Source organism: Clostridium sp. DFI.1.208, from assembly GCF_024463855.1.
Classification (GTDB): domain Bacteria; phylum Bacillota_I; class Bacilli_A; order Erysipelotrichales; family Erysipelotrichaceae; genus Clostridium_AQ.
On record NZ_JANGCA010000002.1, the window covers coordinates 45,097 to 64,210 of the forward strand.

Annotated in this window: 19 protein-coding genes and 3 tRNA genes; 18 read left to right on the forward strand and 4 right to left on the reverse strand. The window is 46.3% G+C overall.

From position 1 onward, the window contains the following. The first annotated feature begins 68 nt into the window (after positions 1-68). The 3 genes from NE665_RS01615 (at position 69) to NE665_RS01625 (ending at position 554) form a co-directional block, all read left to right on the forward strand. A complete protein-coding gene (locus NE665_RS01615; RefSeq protein WP_117444359.1) occupies positions 69-278 on the forward strand; it encodes a hypothetical protein in 210 nt (69 codons plus the stop codon). A gap of 105 nt (positions 279-383) precedes the next feature. After that, positions 384-460: transfer RNA gene (locus NE665_RS01620), tRNA-Ile, on the forward strand. Between the two features lie 18 nt (positions 461-478). Further along, positions 479-554 (forward strand) — tRNA-Ala (locus NE665_RS01625). Positions 555-661: 107 nt separating this feature from the next. Here NE665_RS01625 and NE665_RS01630 read toward each other — a convergent pair. Then, complete coding sequence (locus tag NE665_RS01630; RefSeq protein WP_117443247.1) at positions 662-1,171, reverse strand: hypothetical protein; 510 nt, start codon at positions 1,169-1,171, stop codon at positions 662-664. Between the two features lie 105 nt (positions 1,172-1,276). Here NE665_RS01630 and NE665_RS01635 point away from each other — a divergent pair, with 105 nt between their 5' ends. The 4 genes from NE665_RS01635 to NE665_RS01650 all read left to right on the forward strand — a co-directional run bounded on the left by NE665_RS01635 (position 1,277) and on the right by NE665_RS01650 (position 6,140). Further along, on the forward strand, positions 1,277-1,921 hold the full coding sequence (locus tag NE665_RS01635) for a hypothetical protein (RefSeq protein WP_178760229.1): 645 nt from the start codon (positions 1,277-1,279) through the stop codon (positions 1,919-1,921). A gap of 213 nt (positions 1,922-2,134) precedes the next feature. After that, positions 2,135-3,073, forward strand: a complete 939-nt coding sequence (locus tag NE665_RS01640; RefSeq protein WP_117443246.1) for a MoxR family ATPase — start codon at positions 2,135-2,137, stop codon at positions 3,071-3,073. Further along, positions 3,070-4,002: a DUF58 domain-containing protein gene (locus tag NE665_RS01645; RefSeq protein ID WP_117443245.1), complete on the forward strand. Its 933-nt coding sequence runs from the start codon at positions 3,070-3,072 to the stop codon at positions 4,000-4,002. The genes NE665_RS01640 and NE665_RS01645 overlap by 4 nt, the downstream gene beginning before the upstream one ends. Beyond that, a complete protein-coding gene (locus NE665_RS01650) occupies positions 3,999-6,140 on the forward strand; it encodes a transglutaminase-like domain-containing protein (RefSeq protein ID WP_117443244.1) in 2,142 nt (713 codons plus the stop codon). The genes NE665_RS01645 and NE665_RS01650 overlap by 4 nt, the downstream gene beginning before the upstream one ends. Positions 6,141-6,354: 214 nt before the next feature. On the opposite strand, the gene NE665_RS01655 is transcribed toward NE665_RS01650, so the two are convergent. After that, positions 6,355-6,753 (reverse strand): thioesterase family protein, encoded by a 399-nt coding sequence (locus NE665_RS01655; protein WP_117443243.1) that lies wholly within the window; start codon positions 6,751-6,753, stop codon positions 6,355-6,357. Positions 6,754-6,839: 86 nt separating this feature from the next. Between NE665_RS01655 and NE665_RS01660 the strand changes: the two genes are divergently transcribed. From NE665_RS01660 to NE665_RS01690, 7 genes are all read left to right on the forward strand, one after another. Then, on the forward strand, positions 6,840-7,526 hold the full coding sequence (locus tag NE665_RS01660) for a manganese catalase family protein (protein ID WP_117443242.1): 687 nt from the start codon (positions 6,840-6,842) through the stop codon (positions 7,524-7,526). A 266-nt stretch (positions 7,527-7,792) separates the two neighbouring features. Continuing rightward, on the forward strand, positions 7,793-8,800 hold the full coding sequence (locus NE665_RS01665) for a hypothetical protein (RefSeq protein WP_233104523.1): 1,008 nt from the start codon (positions 7,793-7,795) through the stop codon (positions 8,798-8,800). A gap of 88 nt (positions 8,801-8,888) precedes the next feature. Next, complete coding sequence (gene deoC, locus NE665_RS01670) at positions 8,889-9,551, forward strand: deoxyribose-phosphate aldolase (RefSeq protein WP_117443240.1); 663 nt, start codon at positions 8,889-8,891, stop codon at positions 9,549-9,551. A 254-nt stretch (positions 9,552-9,805) separates the two neighbouring features. Then, a tRNA-Asn gene (locus tag NE665_RS01675) sits at positions 9,806-9,881 on the forward strand. 473 nt (positions 9,882-10,354) lie between these two features. After that, entirely contained in the window at positions 10,355-10,969 is a 615-nt protein-coding gene (locus NE665_RS01680; RefSeq protein ID WP_117443239.1) for a DJ-1/PfpI family protein, read from the forward strand. 68 nt (positions 10,970-11,037) lie between these two features. Then, on the forward strand, positions 11,038-12,105 hold the full coding sequence (locus NE665_RS01685; RefSeq protein WP_117443238.1) for a M42 family peptidase: 1,068 nt from the start codon (positions 11,038-11,040) through the stop codon (positions 12,103-12,105). A 159-nt stretch (positions 12,106-12,264) separates the two neighbouring features. Then, positions 12,265-13,605 carry a hemolysin family protein gene (locus NE665_RS01690; protein ID WP_117443237.1) on the forward strand — a complete coding sequence of 447 codons (1,341 nt, stop codon included), beginning with the start codon at positions 12,265-12,267 and terminating at the stop codon, positions 13,603-13,605. Between the two features lie 176 nt (positions 13,606-13,781). On the opposite strand, the gene NE665_RS01695 is transcribed toward NE665_RS01690, so the two are convergent. Beyond that, positions 13,782-14,324, reverse strand: a complete 543-nt coding sequence (locus NE665_RS01695) for a CDP-alcohol phosphatidyltransferase family protein (protein WP_117443236.1) — start codon at positions 14,322-14,324, stop codon at positions 13,782-13,784. Positions 14,325-14,646: 322 nt separating this feature from the next. On the opposite strand from NE665_RS01695, the gene NE665_RS01700 reads away from it, so the two are divergent. After that, complete coding sequence (locus NE665_RS01700) at positions 14,647-15,054, forward strand: DUF6323 family protein (RefSeq protein WP_117443235.1); 408 nt, start codon at positions 14,647-14,649, stop codon at positions 15,052-15,054. A gap of 2 nt (positions 15,055-15,056) precedes the next feature. After that, the gene (locus NE665_RS01705) at positions 15,057-16,412 is read left to right on the forward strand and encodes a DUF6179 domain-containing protein (protein WP_233104524.1); all 1,356 of its coding nucleotides are present in this window, start codon (positions 15,057-15,059) and stop codon (positions 16,410-16,412) included. Positions 16,413-16,619: 207 nt separating this feature from the next. Here NE665_RS01705 and NE665_RS01710 read toward each other — a convergent pair whose 3' ends face one another. Further along, a complete protein-coding gene (locus NE665_RS01710; RefSeq protein ID WP_117443233.1) occupies positions 16,620-17,504 on the reverse strand; it encodes a PHP domain-containing protein in 885 nt (294 codons plus the stop codon). 210 nt (positions 17,505-17,714) lie between these two features. On the opposite strand from NE665_RS01710, the gene NE665_RS01715 reads away from it, so the two are divergent. Beyond that, a complete protein-coding gene (locus tag NE665_RS01715) occupies positions 17,715-18,479 on the forward strand; it encodes a DeoR/GlpR family DNA-binding transcription regulator (RefSeq protein ID WP_117443232.1) in 765 nt (254 codons plus the stop codon). A gap of 4 nt (positions 18,480-18,483) precedes the next feature. Then, positions 18,484-19,110, forward strand: coding sequence for a 3-hexulose-6-phosphate synthase (gene hxlA, locus NE665_RS01720; protein ID WP_009270525.1), 627 nt, complete (start codon positions 18,484-18,486; stop codon positions 19,108-19,110). The last annotated feature ends 4 nt before the right edge of the window (positions 19,111-19,114 follow it).

The window sequence follows — 19,114 nt, forward strand, 5'->3', positions numbered from 1 at the left end:
TTCCTGATGATTTTGATATAGAGCCTTGCCGAATATCTGTTCACCACTTATGAGACAGGCATACAGTAATGAAGCTACGAGAGCAGCGTAAGGGCTGCAGAAAGAAAACGATGCTTTGCAGAAGCCTTCCTTCTTCTGTTTGCCTGCTTGCATCAACAAAGAACCTAGCACAGGGTATGCAGGCAGTGGGGGAGGGGAAAGCTGTACATGGAAATATGTGCAGTGTGTATCATAAAATAAGCCTGCAAAACAGGATCAACAATCGGCTGCATCGGTAAAATTACCGGATTACATAATTCTATAATCATAATGATAAAAATGATAAAAACCTTGTTGACACACGAAAAAAGTAGTGGTATTATATATGAGCATTCGATGGAAACGGGCCTGTAGCTCAGGTGGTTAGAGCGCACCCCTGATAAGGGTGAGGTCGTTGGTTCAAGTCCATTCAGGCCCACCATCGAATTTATATATACATGGGGTGTTAGCTCAGCTGGGAGAGCACCTGCCTTGCACGCAGGGGGTCATCGGTTCGATCCCGATACGCTCCACCATGATAACATATAGAAGGATTCCAATTCTAACGGTTGGAATCCTTTTTTTAATATTCTGCATAGCGGTATCTGAATGTGGATGCCAGCACGATGCAAATTGTTTGTTCTCAGGTCTTTTTCACAATAAACAACAGCTGTACTTTTGCTGTGTTCGGCCTTCGATATATATCCTCAGGCTTTATATTCTCATCGTCACAAAGATACCAGTACCAGTATTCTGCAGGATTGTTCGCAAAACAGATACATAGATCGTCAAGCTTCATATCCGCAATACGCTGTCCATCCATGCGGATGAGATGACGATAGGTGGCTGTATTCCTGTGCTCCTCCTTTCCTGTCACAGTATAGCTTTTCGCTAATGCATCATAGCTTATCAGGATATCCTGTGAGGAATCCAACGCGTCCTGTATGTGTATTGTAGATAAAGAAGCAGTATGCAATCCCTTTAAAAAGGAAATCCACGACGCTCCGTCCACCAGCTCCAGCTCGGCATTGCGTGTGATATCCGGGCACCTTCTCGCGATATCCGGATAAGCCGTTTCCACCGCCGTCTGCTGAAGGAGATAGCCGCCCATGGAATTTATAAGCATATAAAATACAAACAGCATAGACTTCATCACAATCGCCTCCCTCTAACTGGAATACGATAAAGTCATGGAAAATATTTCAACTGTATTTCTTTTTATCTGAAAATAGTGTACCATAGGTCATGGTGATGAAAAATGAAATATATTAACAGCAGAGATCTGATGATGTTTTTACCGCAGCCAATCACAAAGCTGGGCGTATTTGAAGCGGAAACGGTGGATGCTGCACTGACCATGTGTGCAGATGCGTTCCCTAAAATCGAGCAGGAATTCAATGTGACGATAGATTTTGCCACCTTTAAGTTTCAGCTGCTGAAAACGATGAGCGAATTCTTATATAAATGTGCGGAATGTCCGCATGAATGCCTGAAGAATCCGCGCCAGCATGTGGAGGAGGAACGCTATATCAGAAATCATATCAAGCTTCCTCTGTGGCCGAAGCGTATGCAGAAAAACAATGCGGAAAACTTTTTCCTCATGGAATATATTCTGACCTATGCAGATATCCTGTTTCGCTATCTTCTCGATGCGGGAATACCGCAGGAAAATGCAAATCTTATAGCAACCAATGCACTGGATCAGCTGGCGCTGTGGGTGGATGAGAACTGTATCCGAAAATGCGGATATGCGTGTATCCGCCGTAGTGCTTCCTCCGGCTATTGTACGCTTTGTTCCTATATGCTGCAGCCGCTTGCCTGTCCAAACAAAAAGGAAATCAGTATCAGACAGCTGGGCATGCAGGAGGAAGACCTTGTATGCATGCGTCGGGAATTCAAATAGCTACGAAATGCAGCCCAAATGCAGGTGAAAAAGCTTTGGCTGCTTTTTTTACGCATTCCTGTTGCAGACCAAAGAATTGCGGATGCATCGTCTTCATAAAAAGTTAAGAAATCTTTTGTTGACCTAATGTGCACTCCATTGTATACAATAAAGGTATATATATGGTTTTTTATAGGTGAAAGCCAGAAAGCATACTGGCTGAAGGGAGATCGGATGAGAACGAGTGAACGAATATTGCAGGAAGTTAAAAAGGCAGTCATTGGAAAGGATGAGCTGCTGGAAAAAATCCTGATGGCGATATTGGCCAACGGACATATTCTCATGGAGGATATGCCGGGCGTGGGGAAAACGACGATTGCGCGGGCATTTGCGGATGCCATGCAGCTGGATTGTCGCAGAATGCAATTTACGGTGGATGTATTACCGGCGGATGTTACCGGCTTTAGTGTAATTGATCCGCAGACCGGAAAGACACAAATCCGCAAGGGAGCGGTTTTTACCAATCTGTTTCTTGCGGATGAAATCAACCGGACCTCCTCCCGTACACAGGCAGCTCTGCTGGAGGTAATGGAGGAGGGGAGTGTCAGTGTGGATGGGGTTACCATGATGCTGGAACAGCCCTTTCTGGTCATTGCGACACAGAATCCTTATGGCTCAGCAGGAACACAGCAGCTTCCGGAAAGCCAGCTGGATCGTTTCATGATCCGTTTGGAAATCGGTTATCCCGCAGAGCATGATGAAATTGAGATTCTCAAGCGCAAGCAGAATCCGGAAAGCTATCGTGTGCAGTGCGTGGCACAGCGTACGCAGATTTTGGAAATGCAGAAGGCCTGCGCAGAGGTGTTTGTACACGACTCTCTTTACCATTACATCATTCAGCTGCTGCAGGCGACAAGAAATAATCAGCGCATTTATCGCGGAGCAAGTCCCAGAGCAGGGGTGTCACTCCTCGATATGTCCAAGGCCTGTGCACTGCTGCAGGGACGGGATTATGTAGTGCCGGAGGACATTCAGAGGGTTTTCGTGGATACCATCGCTCATCGTATCCTCATGCAGCCATCCCACAGCGCAGATGCCGCAGCCGCAAAAGAGGTACTGACACATCTGCTGCATCACATACAGCCTCCGCATACCAGAAGGAAGGGCCTATGATTCGATCCTGGCTTACATATCTAATCCTGCTGCTTCTGGATGCACTGCTATGGATAAGCATTGACGGGTATATATATTACCTGCTGCTGCGCGTGCTTCTCATGCTTCCTCTTCTCAGCCTGCTTCTGTTTATCGTTGGAAACAGACTTGTGAAGCTGCAGCTGAAAACGGATAAGGACGGCTGTGTGATACGTATGGCAACCCGGTTTCCTTTGCTTGTGTTCAGCTGTATCCAAATACAGGGAACGTGGAGGAATTGCTTTTATGAGACGAAAGAGGCTGTGCGTCTGGAGCTGAATCAAATAGAAAGGAAGCTGTATATGCCAAAGCTTGGAAGCGGACAATATCGGCTGCGGCTGACCTCCATACAGACCAGAGACCTTCTTGGATTGTTTCGCAAGACCCGGGTATGGGAAAAGGAGGAAGCAGCCTTTCGGTTTCCTCAGCCACGTCCTGTTTCACAAGTACAATTTGCAAGAATCATACAGGAATCCCGTCAGCGCCCCATTGGACCATTGAGCAGTGATTATGAGCTGAAGGAGCATCATGAGGGAGAGCCTGTACGCCGTATTCATTATAAGGCGAGCTATCGGCTTCAGAAAACGATGGTGCGTGAATTTCAGAAGGAGGAGTCCGCTTATCTGCAGCTTCATCTGCGCTTTCCTCAAGAGCAGGAAGCGTGTGAGCGCATTCTGGCAATCGCCTGTGGGTTTTGTCTGAAAGCAAGCGCGCAGGACATGGTGCATATACGCTGGCAGACTGTTGGCGGTATTCAGGAGGTACAACTGCAAAGCCCGCAGGATATGGAAGGCTTTTTGCGGAAGCTGCTGTCCATGCCGCGTTTTTGTGAAGCATCCTGTGATTCGCAAAGTGCACTGTATCTGGATGAAGCATTTGCGGCTCTTTTTGAACGGGAGGCTGATGTATGAAAAAACAAGTGATTTCCAGTCTGCTGCTTTTGATAGGAATGCTTTCCTGTCTTGGTGTGTTTCTATTTGCCTTCCCCTTTTGGGACGTGGTTCTCTGGCTGCTATACATACCGGTGCTGCTTTTTGTGGTAGCAGGATATCATCACCTGCTGCTTCGTCGCAGGAAAAAGGTGATTCTGATATTGGCCGGCTGCATGATTACTGCAGGTGTACTCAGCTTTCCATTGCTGCAAAAGGGGGCTTATATCGCCTATAATATTATTACTGAGGTTTATCACAATGCGAGCGGCTATGTGTTTTATCCCTATGATGTGACAGATTCTACCATGCTGTACCAGCTGCAGTTTACCTGGCTGCTGCTCTATGTAAGCATATGGCTGTTTTGCGGTATGCTGACCTTCTGGCGCACACGCCATTATTTTGCGCTATTCATGCTGTCCTTTCTCCCTGTGTTTTTTACACTGCTCTATCAGACACCGATTCCATGGCTGTTTGCCATTATGCTAATCATATTCTGGTTTATGCTGTTTCTTTCACGCATTGGAGTGACAAACGGGCATGGGGGATATGTACGGTTAAGTGCCTTTGGATTGAGTGTTCTCTGTGTGCTGTTAACCTTTTTTACCTCACTGCCAGATGCCTATGAGCTACGAAGCAGTAGCGGATCACTTCGTGAGCGGCTGCTGCAGCGTGTGGATGAGCTTGCCTACTTCCTTACCCATGCCGGTGAAGAGGAGGGGGAGGTGGACTTGGGCAAAGCAGCGAATCGGTTTTATACCGGTGCAACGCAGCTGGTTGTGCGCTCCGATGATGCACGGGGTACTATTTATCTGAAAAGCTATAGCGGTGCGCTGTATGAAGATAATCGCTGGCAAGCACTGCCGGAATCCAGCTATGCTGCGTTACCATCCTATAACTGGCAGGATGTGGATACGTGGCTTGATAAAAAAAATCCCGCCTTTACACAGATTTTGCAAAAAACGGGAGCTTTGATGCATCTGGAAATAGAAGATCACCGTGCATCCAAACGCTATGCTCTGACGCCGTATCTGATGAAAGAGGCATTACCAAAAACAACGCCATGGTATGATGCATACCGTCTAAAGCAGGAGGATTCCATGAGCTGTACTGCCTATGCATTGTCCAGTACGAATATGACGGGGGATTCCACAGTGAACGCAGATGCATATCCCGCTTTTGTCAAAGAGCACTATCTTCAGCTACCTGCCAATCTCAAAAGGCTGTTTGATGAGCAAAAGCCCTTTAAAAATCTGCATGCTCTGAATAGTGAAAACTTTACATACGATGTCCAAACAACCATACAGGAGTATTTAAAGGAAACGACCAGCTATACGCTGAAGCCGGGGAGAACACCGGATGACCGTGATTTTGTGGAATTTTTTCTGACCGAGAATAAAAAGGGCTATTGTGTGCATTATGCTACCACGGCAGTTATGCTGTTTCGCTATATGGGGATACCTGCCCGCTATGCCGAAGGATTCTCCTTTCAGGCTCAAGCTATGTCTGGTGGCAGTATGGAGATACCGGATGAGAACGCACATGCATGGGTGGAAATCTTTGATTCAGAAAAAGGCTGGATTCCCATCGAGGTGACGCCGGGCTTTGCGAGTGAAAGCAAGCCGTCCTCTCAGGCAACGCATGTCCAGAAGCAGGAACAGGGTGGTACAGACACACCGGAACAAAACACGCCGACTGAGCAGAAAACTAAGCAAACAAAGAAAGCTGCGCAGCGTGATCGAAGCAGAGAAGTACAAGAGGATACGCTTTGGCACTTCGGTACAACAGGTGTTGTTGCTATGCTGATTTTATTCCTGCTGCTAACCGTCATTCTCCAGCGCCGAATGCGTATTGCTTACAGAGAAAAGCAATGCCTGCAGCGTGATGCGAACAAGGCGGTTTATCACAGCTATCGTTATCTGCTTATCTTTATGAAGGATGAGGAGCTGCCGAAAACAATACACTCCCTGTGTGAGAAAGCCATATATTCTCCGCATACGATGACAAAAGAGGAGGCAGAGCTTGTTTACGGCTATGCGCAAAAGCAGGCAAGGAAGCTGTTGCGGCGATCCTCTTTCATAAAACGATGGAGGCTGCGCTATCTTCTGGCACTTGGCTGATGATTGCTTGCATACATGATCAGCAGATGTGTGATGCGAAGCATAGAACAAAAAAGAGCCTTGCACAGGATCGGGTTTGCCTTTGCATATCTATTATAAAATTTCTGTATTCTATTTACATACATAACACAGCGATACAATACCGTATCTGTATACAGATACGGAAAAGCTGTTATAAAAAAGGCAGCTGCTTACATAGCGGCTGCACATTTGCTTATACGTTTTCCAGCTTGCTGAGAGCCTTTGCTTCAAAGGCTTCTTTTTTTACGATGAAGCGCTCATGGTCAGCGGTACCGATCAAATCCTTTTCATCCCTTGCGACGATGTGAAAGGACACCTTTTTACGGTCTACGGCTGTGATTTCCACTTCCGCCTCCACCGCCATGCCAACAGGCGTTGCTGCATCGTGCGTTGTCTGCATCATCACACCGACACTTGTTTCTCCATCCTCCAGAAACTGTTCCAGACAGGCTGCAGCGGTATTTTCCATAAGAGCAATCATCATCGGCGTCGCATAGACATTGACAATTCCGCTGCCAACATGAGAGGCCAGCATGCTTTCCTCCACTGTGAGCTTTTTGGTTAGCTTTGTATGCAGTTTGATTTCTTTCATAAATGTACCTTCCTTTTTATGCTTCATATTATAGCATAATCTAAGGAAAAGCTTCCATACTAACGGTAGAAATTGGAGGTATGCATATGTTTATTTACGATACAAAACTGCCCTTTGAGGTACAGATTACACGACCGGATATGAAATACTACCTTTTGCTGGATCGTCAGCTGAAGGGCTGCAGCAGCGGTCTGAAGCAGGCGGCCGTCTATATACGACAAAGCTTCATGATCAACAATCCGACCTTCCATGATATTTTTATGCGTCTGGGTGCACGACAGATCAGTGATATGGAGGTTCTCAGCTGTATTATTCATCAGATGCATGGCGAGGATGACCGTTACTATGATGAATCCAACGATGATACACCTGTTTTTGAATTTATCAAGCCGTGTCATACGCAGGAGGAGCGCTGCAGCTGTGAGCAGGAATCAGAAGAGGAACAGCACCATGTGAACAATGATTTAACCGCTGCGGTAATGCGGGATATGCAGTATGAGGAAGAACAGATTCACATTTATGAAGAGCTGATTCGCTATATTCAGGATGATGGTGCAGATGAAGCCTTTTCCTATTTGCTGGACAGTGCGAAAAAGGCGATGGATACCTTACGCAATCTACTGCATATTCTGACAACACATACGGAAATGAAGGATTTTGGAGAAGGGGATACCCATAATGCATGGGATCTGGATACATCCAATTATTTTGATAAGCCGAATCCGACCTTTGTGAATCCATCGGATATTGAGGATTTTCCCTTTAAACGATAAATTGTCCCGATACGCTTCTCCATGAGAAACAGAAGCTATACCACACATTGACAGGATTTCAATCATGAAAATAAGAAATCGCAAACAGAAGACGCAGGTGCAGCCTATGACGTAAGCATCTGCCTTTTTGTGCTGTGGCAGACTCACACAGGAAGCTTATAGGCGTTCCTGTTCCTTATTCTTTACCGACAGCTGTATGAGTGCGGCTCACATGCATATGCAAACGATGCGCATTTCCTGTATAATAAGGACAGGTGATGATTTTGATGAAAGAAGAAGCTCTGCATGCACATAAAAAGCAGCGAAAAGCCTGTATACGCCATTTGCGGATATTACTGGTGCTGTTCTATATATTTCTAATCGCTTATATGGTGTTTTCCTATTTTCTGCTACAGCTGATGCTGGAGGATACTCATATCGCTTTTTTGCGCAGTTTCCTGTTTCACGGAGCCGCTTTGCTGGTATGGCTTGCAGTGATTCGTATGCTGTGGAGCTGCCGCAGACTGGGCAGGCTGTTATTTCAGCTGTTGTCTGTTTTAAATCTCTATACGCTTTATGAGCTGCTTGCGCTTTTTCAAATTGATATCGCAAGGGAGAATTTCCTTCTGCGAATCGTCTATGCACTTATGGTGGTAGGAAAAGCATGCCTGATGCTGTATATGGCGTGGAGCCTGCAAAGAAATCCGCAGATCATCTATATATGGAAGCCGCATGGTACAAAGGCGGATGATGAAATGCAGGAGGAAGCGGTGAATGCGGTTTGCCTTCCTCAAAAGGAGCACATTCCACATGACCAGCGGCTGGATATGCGAGCGAGAGGCCGCATACGTGGCTGTGCTGTCGCTTTGCTTCTATATCAGTACAGTATGCTGGTTCTGCTGTATCTTCTCATGTTTGTATGCCGCTATTACAGTGAAGATAATGAAGGCATGCAGTTTATGCAGCGGACGTTGCTGTTGGCTTCCCTGTTTTCTGCCTTGATCTGGTCTCTTCCGGCGGTATCCCTGTTTCTTTATAAGCCATGGAGTCGCTGGATTGTTCCTGTGATGTGGGCAGTGGAGCTGGTGCGCTTGCTGCTGACACTGCCGCAGCTTGTGGATGTATTTCAAACCCAGAACTATCAGCTGCTTTCCTGGATGGTTCTTGCTGTGGCGGAGCTGGTACGTTACGTATTGCTGTATCGCCTTCTGCAGTATTTTCTAAAGGACCCCTTTGTTCGCGTCTATTGGATGCGCAGATATCATGAAGGGATTCAAGAAGACCAGGAATTGTAAATTGTGATGAAGACAAATGAACTTCATATTCTAAAGGTTCCATGATATACTAAAAGTACATTGGAAAGATAATGCAGGAGGATATTTTATGGAAATGAACAAGTATATCGACCATACACTGCTGAAAGCAGATGCAACGTATGACAAAATTGAAACACTATGTGCAGAAGCAAAGGAATATGATTTTGCCAGTGTATGCGTAAACAGCTACTGGGTATCAACATGTGCAGAGCTGCTGAAGGGAACGGACGTTAAGGTTTGTACCGTTGTGGGCTTCCCGCTGGGTGCCATGAGTACCAAAGCCAAGGCTTTTGAAACAGCCAATGCGATTGCTGACGGCGCTAAGGAAATCGATATGGTTTTGAATATCGGAGAAATGAAAGCAGGAAACTATGATGCAGTACGTGCAGATGTGAAGGCCGTTGTGGAGGCAGCAGAAGGGAACTGTGTGAAGGTTATTCTGGAAAACTGCCTGCTGACAAAGGAAGAAATCGTAAAGGCGTGCGAGCTTTGTGTAGAGGCTGGTGCGACATTTGTGAAAACATCAACCGGATTCTCAACAAGCGGAGCCACTCCTGAGGATGTCAAGCTGATGAAGGATACCGTGCAGGGGCATTGTCTGGTTAAGGCAGCCGGCGGTGTTCGCTGCTATGAGGATATGGAGAAGATGGTGGAAGCCGGAGCAGATCGTATCGGTACAAGTGCCGGCGTGAAGCTGATGCAGAAAGAAACCAGTGACGGAGGATATTAACAGCGGGAAGCCGCTGTTTTTGTTTGAAGGATACGCTGGAAGCTGTTGCTCTAAATTGCTCTTCATCGGATGCTGCTGATGCAGTAGATGGCAGCATTCGGTTTTAAATATCATTTAATTTGCGGTTAACTTTCCATGGCAAGGTCTCCGCTTTTATCTGCATGACTGTGAACAGTAAAAATCCTAAAAAAATTTGCTGTTTTTTCTTGCCAAACACAAAATCTTATGATATTATATCTAAGCAATTAAGAAACGCCTTAATAGCTCAGTTGGTAGAGCATCCGGCTGTTAACCGGCAGGTCACAGGTTCAAGTCCTGTTTAAGGCGCCATGATAACAGGTAACCCCGTAGATATCGGGGTTTTTTAATTTTCAGGGAAATGTTGACGTTCGTTTTGACGTACGATGGGCATATGCTAAATGCATGGAGAATCGATTACTGGAAAGACGGTACTGCCGCGGATGGCAGATGCAGTTAATACTGTATGAAGGATAAAGCGCTACATTGCATGTTGCATACGATGGCTCCCGTTTCATTGCCGCAGTGTGGTGCTTTTCTGTGAACGCTTGCAATTTGCTTTTTCCTTCTGTATAATGAACACAAGAGGTGATGTGAAGTGAGCAAATAATCCAGACGGTTTTTTTGAATCAGACATACAGATGTACGCCTGTTCACCAATGGATTACAGACTCTTTTTCACATGACATTGCCAAGCTTTCTTACCATAGCTTTTTACGTGAAACCAAAGAACCTTCGGATCCTTTTTGAACAGGTGCAGAAAGTTTTTTTTAGGAGGAATGTATATGAAGGCAGCAGTTTGTTTATACGACGGATTTTGTAATTTTGAATTTAGTGTTTTGCTGGAGTCCCTTGCTTTGGCAGATTGTCAGATCGACTACATAGCCAAGACCTTGAAACCGGTACGTGCGGAGGAGGGCTTCCTCGCTCTTGGTGAGTATACTTGGGGAACGATTTGTGCAGATGATTATGATGTACTGATTTTAACCGGTATCGGAGCGAAAGATGACAGCAGTGACTGGATATTGGCAGATGAGGAGCTGTTATCCTTGATTCGCGCCTTTGATCAAGCAGGAAAGCTGATTGCGGCGATTTCCTGTGCACCCATTATTCTGGTGAATGCCGGCATTATGAAAGAGCGGCGCTATGTTGCTTCCGTTGACCGAGAATGCTTCATGGCGGGCGGTGCCTGTACCTCGGTGGAGCTCAGCGCTGAGCAGCTGAAGGGATTGCTTGATATGAGGGAGCAGGAAAAGCATCCTGAGCTTCACGGCTATGTGCAGGATGGAAATGTTATAACCGCGAACGGCTGGTGGTTTCGGGAATGGGCAATGGCTGTATGCAGGGCCCTGCAGCTGCCCTTTTATCCAAAATCATTTGGTCTGGAGATAGAAGAGTAGGAGTTGCGGATGAACTCTTTCGCATTCTCTGCTATAATAAGGAATAGAAAAGAGGATGAGAATACGATATGAAACAAATTGATAGAATTAAGAAATTTTCGGATGCCTTTGGACCGAGTGGTTTTGAGGATGCTGTGATTGCATATGCACAGGAAGAGATACGTGATATCTGCACGTGTAAAGAGGATCATATGCGCAACCTGTATATGGATTTGAAGGGAAACACACAGGGTGGTGTAAACATCATGCTGGATGCACACAGCGATGAGGTAGGGTTCATCGTTCAGGCGGTGAAAAGCAACGGGCTCCTGCGGTTTCTGCCGTTGGGCGGCTGGGATGTGAAGAATATCATCGCCAATAAGGTTCTGATTAAAAACAGAGACGGCAAGCTGATTCCGGGAATTGTCTGCAGCAAGCCGGTACATTTTATGAATGCTTCCGAGCAGGGAAAGGCTCTGGATTTTGCCGATGTATTGATTGATGTCGGTGCTACAAGTGCACAGGAGGTACTAGAGTCTTACCGCATCGGGATCGGTGCACCGATTGTGCCTAGCGTTACCTGTACCTATGATGAGGAGCATCAAACGTTTATGGGAAAGGCGTTTGATAATCGTATCGGCTGTGCCGCAGTTGTAGAAACGCTCTTCCGACTGCATGGACGCACACTCTCTAACACCGTCAGTGCAACCCTGTCCTCTCAGGAGGAGGTCGGCGAGCGCGGTATGACCTGTGTTATGCACAATGTGAAGCCGGATGTTGTGATTTGCTTTGAGGGTTGTCCGGCAGATGATAGCTTTGAAGAGGAATATATGATTCAAAGTGCCTTAAAAAAAGGTCCGATGCTGCGTCACTTTGACCGCTCCATGATTACATCACCGAGGTTTCAGCGCTATGCGTTAGAGCTTGCCCGCGCAAATGACATTCCTGTTCAGGAGAGTGTGCGAAAAGGAGGAGGGACGAATGGCGGCATAACACATACAGCACGATTTGGTATTCCCACAATCGTCATCGGTGTACCGGTTCGCTATGCGCATTCCTCCTATGGGATTCTGGCATATCAGGACTATGCACATGCTGTTGAACTAGCAGTTCAGATCATTGATAAGCTGGACAGGGAAACTGCAGAGAGCTTTTGATTCCTGCCGTTTCCCCAAAGGAGTAGGATACACCCTAGATACAGAAATCCCGATTTATAAAAAATTTACAATTCCATCAGCGGCTGGCTCTTTACATATGCCGCAACCTCTGATACAATAGCAATCAAATTCATAACAGAAAAGGAGAGATATTATTTTATGGACGCAGACCCCGCGCAATCTTCCATTACACTGCAGCTGCTGCTGATTGTCATTCTGACATTGATCAACGCCTATTTCGCAGCGAGTGAAATGGCCATCGTATCCGTCAACAAAAACAGGATTCACCGCAAGGTGGAGGAGGGAAACCGCAAGGCTATGCTTGTGGAAAAGCTTCTTCAGGAGCCTACCAGCTTTTTATCCACCATTCAGGTGGCGATCACCCTTGCTGGCTTCTTCAACTCTGCCAGTGCCGCAACCGGTATATCCGTACGCCTTGGTGCTGTTTTGGAAGGGTGGGCCATTCCTTATGGAGAAACGATATCCATGGTGGTGGTTACCATCCTGTTATCCTTCGTGACGCTGATTTTCGGAGAGCTTGTTCCCAAGCGAATCGCTCTGCAGAATGCGGAAGCCTATTCCATGTTCTGCGCAAAGCCGATTCTCATTATTTCAAAAATCGCATCGCCCTTCATCAAAATTTTATCCTGGTCAACACGGTTTGTACTCCGTCTGTTCGGCATGAAGGATGAAAATGTCGAAGAATCCCTTTCCCGTGAGGAAATTCGTTCCATGGTGGAAAGCGGACAGGAGAGCGGTGTCTTCGATGAGGATGAAGCGGATATGATTGACAGCGTATTCGCATTCGATGATATTCTGGCAGAAGAGGTTATGACCCCAAGACCGGATGTATTCTGCATCGATATTGATGATCCGCAGAGTGAATATCTGGATGAGCTGATGGAAATGCGCTACAGCCGTATTCCGGTTTACCGGGATTCCATCGACAATATCATCGGAATTCTGAACATCAAGGATTTTGTAGTCGAGGCTAGAAAAAATGGCTTCGAGCATGTTGATATATCGTGCATCCTGCGCAAGCCGTTCTTTGTTCTGGAAAGCAAGAATATTGACGATCTGTTTCGGGAGATGCAGAGCAAGCATCAGCATATTGCCATTTTGATTGATGAATACGGAGGCTTCAGCGGTATCGTTACCATGGAGGACCTTGTAGAGGAAATCATGGGAGATATCGAAGATGAGTACGATGAGGATGATGAACCGCAGATTGAAAAGCTTGATGAGCATACGTATGTGATGGACGGCGGCATGCCGATCGATGATATCAACGAGGAGCTTGGACTGCAGCTTGAAAATGATAATCATGAGACCATATCCGGATTTCTGCTGGATCTGATTGGACAGATTCCCGAGGATGGAGAGGAACGTGAGGTTATCTGGAACAATATTAAATTTCAGGTAAAGGAAGTGAAGTACAAGCGGATTCATAAAGTAAAGCTGTTTCTTATGAAGGATGAAGAACACAGCGAGGAAGTATAAACAGTGGAGTCTCTGCCAATAAGGGCAGGGACTCCCTTTTGTTTTGAAGCATAAAATCTGCAGAAAAAAAGCCTGCATTCATACAGGCAGATGATTAGGTAAAGCAAGAAGGTAGCGTCATGGCTGCAAGCATCCCTCTTCCCAATACTTTGATCGAATTCCGTATACCGGCTTTCCTATTTTTTTAATAATGACTTCGTATTGATATCATACGTATTTCGTGACAGAATCAGCAGCATTTCCTCAAAGGTAGCTAAGTAGGAACAGACGATAACCAGGGCAACCGGAATCAACGGAAGACTTTTGGTCAATACACATAGTGGTACCAAAAGAAACAACAGCAGGCCGGTCAGCTTATTGCCAATCGTATGCATGCTCGCCCACAGGTGATGCTTCCATCTTGTCAGCAGCAGCGCCGCAAGCTTCAGTACGAAGACACACAGCACCAGCATGGAAATCAGATTCATGATTTTCAAATGCATCTGAAAGAAAACGATGTACAGTGAAATACAGTAAAATGCCAGATCACCAATAGAATCGAGATGGGCGCCCAGCTCACTTTGCACATGCAGTGATCTTGCGAGCCATCCGTCCAGAATATCGCTGATTCCTATGATGAGGTAGACAATCAGAAACAAGGCTGTATCCTTTGTCAGAGCCAGCAGTAGAAATGACAGGGCAATCCTGACTGCGGACAGTATATTCGGTATTTGCTTCATAATGTTTCGCACCTTCCCAACAGCATGTACATTATATCATATACGCTCGTATTACACTATCACAAAAATGTAAGGCTTTATGTAAACAAATGAGGCAGCTTTTATTTTCACTGGAAATCGCTTGGAGGAAGATGCAGACCGAAACTATGCGTTTTGAAATATGATGAACCATTCAAATAATAAGTAAAAAAAAGCACACAAATCGTATGCCATCTCTTTATTTCTGTCTATATCATACCACAAATTCACTGATTTTTCCAGTCTTGTATGCAAACGGTGTCCATGATATATCTATTGGACACGGATAAAGGAGGTGTGCAGCATGCGCTATCAGCACAGGCTAAAGGTATTACAGGAAGGGGAAAGCTGGCTCAGGCAGGAGCTTGCCTGCATTGGACTAGAGCTGCGAAAGGAGCAGCTGCAGGAATTGTATCATACACAGCAGCTGGCATTGCGACGGTATGAATGGGTGGAAACAAAAGAAGACCGCCTGTTTGATATTCTTACGCCGTTTTTAAAATCTCCAACGATGGCGCTTCAAACGTATATGGTGCAATTCAAGCAGGCGATATGGCTGTATTACCATGTACGGAGCCATGTGGACTGGCATGTATCGGATGAGGAGCTGTGTGAAATACTATATGAAGAATATCTTCTTCATCACGGGGAAATTAACCGCCAGCTCGCCTTCCACATCGTACGGCGCTTACATACGCTAGAGGAGGAATAAGAATGGCATATACCGTTGGAAAACAGCGGCCAAGCGGTTCGCTGTATGTCTGGCTGCAAAGGGCACAGGAAGCAGGAGAAATCAGTGAACGGCGCAAGGACGATTTGTTGAAGCAGTGCCAAAGGCTGGCACAGGAGCTTGTGCGTTTGATCAACCACAACCAGAGCACCTCGTTGAGTAGTGCAGACCATAAACGTATTCTGAACACGATCAGCTATGTGGTGTTACAGGGGCTGGAGCAAAGGGATGCTCTGGTACTGCAGGAACTGGAAATTGATGCAGGCTTTGAGCGCGGACTGCTTGTTCTACAGGAAAAGGAGCAGCAGACAAGAAATCTGCTGCATCAGCTGCGCAGAAACCGTCTGCCGTTTTCCAATGAGCGCTACAGCAGCTTGCTTGATGAACAGATTCCGCACTATCTTGAACAGCTGAATACCTATGAGGGGATTTTATATTACAGTCATACCGAAGAGGATTTGGATTATCCACTGCTGGATGGTATCCCTCTGTTTCATGATATGTATCACCTTCACGGGATGGATTTGGTGCTGTATTACATGGAGCGCTTTGCGCTGGAGCATACCTTTTGTGAATACTTCCGTGAAGAGCTGCCGGAGTTTATCAGGCGCTATGAACAACAGAAGGGAGTAACGGTGGAATATTTAGGTCTGAATCTTTGCGAGCTTCTCTGGTATCAATGCTTTGCTTCTCTCACGCTGTTTCAGCAGCCCTCACTTTTGTTGGCGGAACAGGACGTAGAGCGTCTGCGGGCACTGCTGCAGCACCGGTCAATAAAGGACGCTGTTCACCGGGTCAATCAGGCACTGGAAGCCAGCATGGGAACCAGTGTGGCAGACTATCTCACACTGTTTGAAGAACAGCTGCAGGCACAGCTTCAGGCCTTTGTGGATGCAGAGCATGCCTTACTTGTATATGAAGAGGCTGTGGATGATTGCTTTGTGCTGGAGCTGACACAGGGAAGAGATGAGGAAACGTTTCTGGAGCTGCTGGAGGAGGTTGAACAGTATAGCTGTCTGCAGGATAAAATCCAGTATTTGCGCAACAGGGAAATCAGTGCCTATGACCTGATTTCCCTGTTGGAGAATGCTGTCTTTATGAATGAGGAATACGATGCATATTATGAACAGCTGTCCCTGGAGGAGACTGCTGTATTGTTAAAGCTGCTGCATCCTGCCGGTGGTAATTTTCATGAAGAATGGAGACTGGATAATGCTGAACTGGCTGAGATTGAGCAGGGGCAGGAATGGCAGTACCGGTTCATCGATCACATTCGTCATCGATCACAGGAGGAGCGCGAAAGGCTGTGTGGGCTGTTGAATAAGCTGCGTATACGCTAGGAGCCTGCTTTTGTTTTGGCAGGACAAAGGTCAATAGCTGCAAAATAATCATAGCGGTTGTATGCGTCTTTATGCGTATATGCTGTGGAAAAGGAGCAGCTGCTCTTACATGTGTGGAAAAACAGCTTCTGACGTTTGTACGAAAAAGTCAATGCCTGCGGGACAATTCCATGTTCCTGTAAGCATTGACTTTTCCTTTGTATCCTTTTATGTTGCCAGCCGTTTTAAAAAGGTATGTAGAATTTCTTCCCCGTCATCCTTTTCATAGCCATATTCACCCATTCGGATTTTCGGCTTCATCTTTCCATGAAAATCACTGCCGCAGGTCATCAGAACACCATGCTCCCTGCAATAGGCGTCATAATAGCGGTTATGCTTTGCTTCATGATAATTGCTGTAGGCCTCAATTCCATCGATCCCCTCATCCAAGGCTCTTTGCAGCCGTTCCTCCTTTTGATAGAAGTTCAGCCATGGATGCGCGAGTACGGCAATTCCCCCGGCATCGTGAATATGCTGAACGGTATCCTTTAAAGATGGATATTCAACGCGCACATAGCAGGGCTTTCCGGCACTGCACATATCCCAGTAGAAATTCACCGGCTGCGGCTCACAGCGTCTGCCTCCGGGCTGGTAGTCTGCGAATTCCTCCTTATCCTTATACTGCTCCATGATATGGTGTACAATCGAGGGAAACGGATTTTTGCCTGCGTATTGCTGCAGTAATGCCGCGGGATCGATATCCAGGTCAAAGACCTCCCTGATTTTTTCCACACGTTTTATCTGCACGGCTTTTTTTCGTTCACTTAAAGCATTAAAAAGGCTTTGAAAATAAGGCTGCTCATAGTCGATGCCGTAGCCGAGCACGTGTACCTCCAGCTCCTCAAACAGCGTATCAAATTCCATGGCGGGAATTACGCGGATGCCCTTTGCCTCTGCCAGACGGACCATCTCCGCAATTCCTTTCGGCGTGTTGTGATCACTCAGTGCAATCGTTGTTAAATGGGCTTCCTCAGCCATATGAATCAGCTCCTGTGGTGTAAATTCACCATCGTTGCTGTAACAGGAATGCATATGTAAGTCAAAAGAATTCATGCGATTTCCTCCTTTAAACCAAGAGTATTATAGCACAGTCAACAAAAAAGAATATGTTTCAAATACCAAAAACCAAAACTTTGCGATTTTTCGCAGTATTTCGTCTTAAAACCAATTTTTTATGCTTCTTTTTTTGGAAAACTGCGAAATCAGATTGACGATAGGCAAAGAAAAACGTACACTAACCATGTGCAAAGGTGGTGAAGCGACATGTCGAAAGCAAGTGAAGCCAGACGAAACGCGCTGTATCAGCGAGTTTTGGGAGAAGGCAGAGTACGGGTCGGAGAGCTCGCCCGGCAGCTGGATGTGACAACGGAAACGATACGTAAGGATCTCAAGGTGCTGGAGGAACGCGGCGTGCTGACAAAGAAGCATGGGAGTGCAGTCGTTCGCAATGCCTATTATCAGCTGCCCTTTGATGTAAAGCTGCAGGAGCATACGCTGGAAAAACAGCTGATAGCCCGTAAGGCGCTGGAATTTATTGAGGATGACGCCATTGTCTATATGGATCCTGGCAGCACCTGCCTGCAGCTGGCAAAGCTGCTGCGTCTGAAGAAGAATATCACGGTGCTGACCAATTCTCTGCCGATTGCGGATATCATCTGCGACAGCGGGCTGGATTTGATTATGACCGGAGGTAAGCTTCAGAAAAAAGGACGTGCGCTTGTCGGGTATTACGCCACCAATGTCATTGATACGGTTCGTATTGACATTGCGTTTATGGGATGTGACGGCTTTATGGATATGGATGGTCCGATGACCTTTTCCATGGAGCATGCGGAGGTTAACCGCCATATACTGGCACATTCCAGAAAGAATATCCTGCTTTGTGACTCCAGTAAATTCACAAAGACGGCAACCTATCAGTTCGCCAAGTTTTCAGACTATGATGTCATGATTACCAACGAGCTGCAGGAAGGTCAGCAGGATTGCGTGAACGAGGTCGGACAACTGCTTATGGTAAAGGAGAACTAGGATTATGAAATTACAGCTGGCATTGGATACATTAACACTTGAGGAATGTATGACCCTGCTGCAAGAAACAAGAGGCAGCGTTGATATTGCAGAGGTGGGAACACCGTTTATCATTGAGGAGGGCATGCGCCCGGTGAGAGAGTTTAAGCAACATTTCCCGGAAATTGAAATTCTGGCAGATGCGAAAATCATGGATGCAGGAGAACTGGAAGCGGAAACAGCATTTAAAGCCGGTGCAGATATCGTTACTGTTTTGGGAGCGAGCAACGATGAAACCATTCTGGGTGCTGTGAAAGCCGCAAAGAAATACAATGGAAAAATTATGATCGATATGATCGCGGTAAAGGATTTGGAAACAAGAGCAAAGGAAATTGATGCCATGGGTGTGGATTATATCTGTGTACATACGGCATTTGATGTACAGCAGACCGGAAAGAATCCGCTGGATGAGCTGATGATCGTCAACCGTGTGATTACCCATGCGAAATCTGCGGTTGCCGGCGGTGTGAAGCTTGCGACCATTGATGCGATTGCATCCGAGGGTGCTGCGGTTGTCGTTGTCGGCGGTGCCATCTGCAATGCAGAAGACCGTGCAGCTGCCGCAAAAGAGATGAAGCAGCATCTGAAATAGGAGG

Coding starts and splice junctions, on each gene's coding strand:
- NE665_RS01615 (WP_117444359.1), top strand. CDS start 69: ATGAAGCTACGAGAGCAGCGTAAGGGCTGCAGAAAGAAAACGATGCTT.
- NE665_RS01630 (WP_117443247.1), bottom strand. CDS start 1,171: ATGAAGTCTATGCTGTTTGTATTTTATATGCTTATAAATTCCATGGGC.
- NE665_RS01635 (WP_178760229.1), top strand. CDS start 1,277: ATGAAATATATTAACAGCAGAGATCTGATGATGTTTTTACCGCAGCCA.
- NE665_RS01640 (WP_117443246.1), top strand. CDS start 2,135: ATGAGAACGAGTGAACGAATATTGCAGGAAGTTAAAAAGGCAGTCATT.
- NE665_RS01645 (WP_117443245.1), top strand. CDS start 3,070: ATGATTCGATCCTGGCTTACATATCTAATCCTGCTGCTTCTGGATGCA.
- NE665_RS01650 (WP_117443244.1), top strand. CDS start 3,999: ATGAAAAAACAAGTGATTTCCAGTCTGCTGCTTTTGATAGGAATGCTT.
- NE665_RS01655 (WP_117443243.1), bottom strand. CDS start 6,753: ATGAAAGAAATCAAACTGCATACAAAGCTAACCAAAAAGCTCACAGTG.
- NE665_RS01660 (WP_117443242.1), top strand. CDS start 6,840: ATGTTTATTTACGATACAAAACTGCCCTTTGAGGTACAGATTACACGA.
- NE665_RS01665 (WP_233104523.1), top strand. CDS start 7,793: ATGAAAGAAGAAGCTCTGCATGCACATAAAAAGCAGCGAAAAGCCTGT.
- deoC (WP_117443240.1), top strand. CDS start 8,889: ATGGAAATGAACAAGTATATCGACCATACACTGCTGAAAGCAGATGCA.
- NE665_RS01680 (WP_117443239.1), top strand. CDS start 10,355: ATGAAGGCAGCAGTTTGTTTATACGACGGATTTTGTAATTTTGAATTT.
- NE665_RS01685 (WP_117443238.1), top strand. CDS start 11,038: ATGAAACAAATTGATAGAATTAAGAAATTTTCGGATGCCTTTGGACCG.
- NE665_RS01690 (WP_117443237.1), top strand. CDS start 12,265: ATGGACGCAGACCCCGCGCAATCTTCCATTACACTGCAGCTGCTGCTG.
- NE665_RS01695 (WP_117443236.1), bottom strand. CDS start 14,324: ATGAAGCAAATACCGAATATACTGTCCGCAGTCAGGATTGCCCTGTCA.
- NE665_RS01700 (WP_117443235.1), top strand. CDS start 14,647: ATGCGCTATCAGCACAGGCTAAAGGTATTACAGGAAGGGGAAAGCTGG.
- NE665_RS01705 (WP_233104524.1), top strand. CDS start 15,057: ATGGCATATACCGTTGGAAAACAGCGGCCAAGCGGTTCGCTGTATGTC.
- NE665_RS01710 (WP_117443233.1), bottom strand. CDS start 17,504: ATGAATTCTTTTGACTTACATATGCATTCCTGTTACAGCAACGATGGT.
- NE665_RS01715 (WP_117443232.1), top strand. CDS start 17,715: ATGTCGAAAGCAAGTGAAGCCAGACGAAACGCGCTGTATCAGCGAGTT.
- hxlA (WP_009270525.1), top strand. CDS start 18,484: ATGAAATTACAGCTGGCATTGGATACATTAACACTTGAGGAATGTATG.